Here is a 3,978-nt window from a genome sequence, read left to right as displayed (position 1 = left end):
GTGGTTCATCGGCATGGAGCAGGCCGGCCTGCGCCGCACCGCGCTCTCATCGATCAAGTCGGTCCGTTGGATTCCGGGTTGGGGTGAAGAACGCATTGCCGGCATGGTCGACGGCCGTCCCGACTGGTGCATTTCGCGCCAGCGCACCTGGGGTGTGCCCATCGCGCTGTTCGTCGACAAGAATACGCACGAGCCGCATCCGGACAGCGTGCAGCTGTTGGAGAAGGTGGCGCAGCGTGTGGCCCGTGAAGGCATCGACAGCTGGTTCTCGCTGGATGCGCGCGAGTTGCTGGGCGACGACGCGGACAAGTACGAAAAGGTCACCGACGTTCTCGATGTCTGGTTCGATTCCGGCGTGAGCCACTTCGCCGTGATCGGTGCGCGCCCGGAGTTACAGGCCGGCGACGCCAGCGAATACAAGGTGATGTACCTGGAAGGTTCCGATCAGCATCGCGGCTGGTTCCAGTCCTCGTTGCTCACGTCGGCGGCGATCAACGGTCGTGCGCCTTACGACCACGTGCTCACCCACGGCTTCACCGTGGACGCACAGGGCCGCAAGATGTCCAAGTCCATGGGCAACGGCATCGAGCCGCAGGACATCATGAAGACCCTCGGTGCGGACATCCTGCGCCTGTGGATCTGCTCGACCGATTACCGCAACGAAATGTCGCTGTCGGACGAGATCCTCAAGCGCGTGGCCGATACGTATCGCCGCGTGCGTAACACCGCGCGTTTCCTGCTCGGCAACCTCGACGGCTTCGATCCGGACAAGCACCTGCTGCCCACCGCCGGCTGCCTCGATCTGGATCGCTGGGCCGTGCAGCAGGCGGCCGATACGCAGGCCGCGATCGTTGCCGCGTACGAGCGCTACGACTTCCCGGAGATCGTCCAGCGCGTGCAGAACTTCTGCACGAACGAACTCGGTGCGTTGTACCTCGATATCACCAAGGACCGCCTGTACACGATGCCGACCGACAGTCGCGGTCGTCGCAGTGCGCAGAGCGCGATGTACCGCATTCTCGAAGCGATGGTGCGTTGGCTCGCACCGATCGTTACATTCACCGCGGAAGAAATCTGGGCGAGCATGCCGGGTTCGCGCAGTGAGTCCGTGCTGTTCGAGACCTGGTACGACGGTCTCGACGTGCGTGAGGACGGTGACGCGCGCGGCGGGTGGTCGACCCTGCTCGGTATCCGTGCATCGGCCTCGCAGGTGCTGGAACGCATGCGCAAGGACGGTCAGATCGGTGCTTCGCTCGACGCCACGCTGACGATCCACGCCGACACCGCCACCCAGGCGGCGCTGGCCGAATCCGCCAGCGAGCTCCGTTTCTTCTTCATCACCTCGGAAGTCACGCTGTCGCCGCTGGAAGGTCGCCCGACCGCGGCCGAGCGCGTGGAACTCGATGGTGCCGAGGTTTATGTCTCGGCGGCGGTGAGCGAGGCCGCGAAGTGCATTCGCTGCTGGCAGCATCGCCCGGATGTCGGCGTGGATCCGGCGCATCCCGAGATCTGCGGGCGCTGCGTCGAGAACGTGACGGGGCAGGGCGAAGATCGCCGCTGGTTCTGAGGTACCGGTCCCGACCCGAACCTCCGCGCCGTCAACCGGCGGCGCGGCCGCTCCGCTTCCCATGGCTTGCCTGAATGATCGTACGTCCCAAACCCAATGCGCTTTCCTGGCTCTGGCTCGCCGCCGCCATGATCGGCCTCGACCAGCTCACCAAGTGGTGGGCGCTGACGGCGCTGCAGCCGGCGGAGACCCCGCACCCGGTCATTCCGGGCATTCTCAACTGGACGCTCACCTTCAATACGGGCGCCGCGTTCAGTTTTCTCGCCGATAGCGCGGGCTGGCAGCGATGGTTCTTCGTGCTGCTGGCCGTGGTGATCAGCACGACGCTGAGCGTATGGCTGTCGCGGACGCCGCGCGCCGACTGGCGCACCGCGGCGCCCCTGGCCCTGATCGTGGGTGGGGCCCTGGGCAATGTCATCGACCGGTTGCATGCGGCGAAGGTGACTGACTTCATCCAGGTTTTCCTGGGGAGCTATCCGTTTCCGGTGTTTAACGTGGCGGACTCGGCAATCAGCGTGGGGGCTGTTTCGATGATCGTGTTCAGCCTGTTCAGTGGATCGCAGAAGCCGGCTTCTTCCTGATCGTTTTTGGTTGCTGGCCGCGCTGGCGCGCGGTTCGCCGATGAATCGGCTCCCACATCGCCGATGAATCGGCTCCCACAGGGGGTGTGGGCTTTTTGTGGGAGCCGCTTCAGCGGCGATAGGCCTGGCGAAAGCGCCCACCCGGCAGCCATGCGATAATCCACACGTCCCGGCGCCCCCAGGCGCCACCGCTCATTCGAGGTCCCCCCTTGGACATCCTGCTCGCCAATCCCCGCGGTTTCTGCGCCGGCGTCGATCGCGCGATTGCGATCGTGGAACGTGCGCTCGAGTCCTACGGCGCGCCGATCTACGTTCGCCATGAAGTCGTCCACAACCGTTTCGTCGTCGAACGCCTGCGTGCCGATGGCGCCGTGTTCGTCGAGGAGCTGGACGAAGTGCCGGATGGCTCCACGGTGATCTTCAGTGCCCACGGCGTGCCCAAGGCCGTACGCGAGGAAGCCGACCGTCGTCGCCTCAACGTGTTCGACGCGACATGCCCGCTGGTGACCAAGGTGCACATGGAAGTCGCGCGCCTCGGCCGTGCCGGCCATGACGTTGTCCTGATCGGCCATGCCGGCCACCCGGAAGTCGAAGGCACGATGGGGCAGTGGAATCCCGCCAATAGCGGCAACATCTATCTGGTCGAATCGGTCGAGGATGTCGCCGTGCTGGCGCCCTCGCAGCCGCAGAAGCTGGCCTTCGTCACCCAGACCACGCTGTCGGTCGACGACACCATCGCCATCATCGGCGCACTTCGCGCGAAGTTCGCGGCCATCGAAGGTCCGCGCAAGGACGATATCTGCTACGCCACGCAGAATCGCCAGGATGCGGTGCGTCGCCTGGCGGACGCCGTCGATCTCGTGCTGGTGGTCGGCTCGGTGAACAGCTCGAACTCGAACCGCCTGAAGGAACTGGCTGAAAAGCAGGGCGTTACCTCGTTCCTGATCGACGGCGCGGAGCACATAGAGCGCAGCTGGCTGGAAGGCAAGACGCGGATCGGCGTGACCGCGGGCGCCTCGGCGCCGGAAAAGCTGGTGCAGGAAGTCATCGCGCGCCTGCAGTCATGGGGCGCCGGCAGCGTCCGCGAGCTCGATGGCGAAGCCGAGAACATCACCTTCGCCCTGCCCAAAGAGCTTCGTCTGGCCGGTTAAGGCTTGCGCCGCGCACCAAGCTTCCCTAAAATCCTCGTTCTCGCCGAAATAGCTCAGTTGGTAGAGCGCGTCATTCGTAATGATGAGGTCGTAGGTTCGATTCCTATTTTCGGCACCACCATTCTTCCCGGACTGCCGTCGAGCGGTCCCGGAGGCACAAAAAAACCCGCCGGTGCGGGTTTTTTTGTGCCTGCCATTCGGTGTGAATCACGCGGCGAGTCGCGCATCCTCGGCGAGATAGCGCAGACCGATGGATAGCGCCATGTTGTAGCCCGCACCGGCGTTGCCCGGTACCACCACGCTGACCAGTGACGGATGGCCCGGCACGAGCCCCGACGCATCCGCTTCGTCGCTGCCGTCGTGGATTTCGATATAGGGCACGCTGAGGTGGGCGAGGGCGTCACGCAGGGGCGCAATGTCTTCCGGTGGGACGTCGTTGGCGTCCACATCGAGCAGGACCAGTTCGGCGTGGTCGCCGCTGGAACGGTCGAGGTATCCGGTCAGCTCGACGAAGTCGTGGCAGGGCCGCCAGAGCAGGTCGACGCCGGCGGCTTGCGCGCGTTCCCACAGTCGCCACATCGCGTCGTCCGCCAGGGTGGCGTGAACCGCGTCATGACGCGGGCCCGTGATCACGACGATCGACATCGTTCGCTGCTCCAGTAAGTCGGGAGTGCAGTAT

General features: G+C 64.8%; 4 protein-coding genes and 1 tRNA gene. 4 read left to right on the top strand and 1 reads right to left on the bottom strand.

What is annotated here, in order from left to right:
* The 4 genes from AC1DT2_RS17125 to AC1DT2_RS17110 form a co-directional block, all read left to right on the top strand.
* A partial coding sequence (locus tag AC1DT2_RS17125) for a class I tRNA ligase family protein (RefSeq protein WP_477297663.1) occupies positions 1 to 1,567 on the top strand: 1,567 nt, incomplete at its 5' end.
* Positions 1,568 to 1,641: 74 nt separating this feature from the next.
* Positions 1,642 to 2,148 carry a signal peptidase II gene (gene lspA / locus AC1DT2_RS17120; RefSeq protein WP_213948799.1) on the top strand — a complete coding sequence of 169 codons (507 nt, stop codon included), beginning with the start codon at positions 1,642 to 1,644 and terminating at the stop codon, positions 2,146 to 2,148.
* Between the two features lie 209 nt (positions 2,149 to 2,357).
* Positions 2,358 to 3,299: a 4-hydroxy-3-methylbut-2-enyl diphosphate reductase gene (gene ispH, locus AC1DT2_RS17115; protein WP_477297662.1), complete on the top strand. Its 942-nt coding sequence runs from the start codon at positions 2,358 to 2,360 to the stop codon at positions 3,297 to 3,299.
* 42 nt (positions 3,300 to 3,341) lie between these two features.
* Positions 3,342 to 3,417 (top strand) — tRNA-Thr (locus AC1DT2_RS17110).
* Between the two features lie 89 nt (positions 3,418 to 3,506).
* Here AC1DT2_RS17110 and AC1DT2_RS17105 read toward each other — a convergent pair.
* Positions 3,507 to 3,978, bottom strand: a 472-nt coding sequence (locus tag AC1DT2_RS17105; RefSeq protein WP_477297661.1) for a hypothetical protein, incomplete at its 5' end; no start/stop codon positions are given.

It is taken from the genome of Luteibacter sp. P4_E6 (genome assembly GCF_056401535.1).
The sequence above is the reverse complement of the archived record's forward strand: the minus strand, read 5'-3'. Positions and strand labels throughout refer to the sequence as shown.

Excerpts from the sequence above, each read along its gene's own strand:
- lspA (WP_213948799.1), top strand. The coding sequence starts at position 1,642 with ATGATCGTACGTCCCAAACCCAATGCGCTTTCCTGGCTCTGGCTCGCC.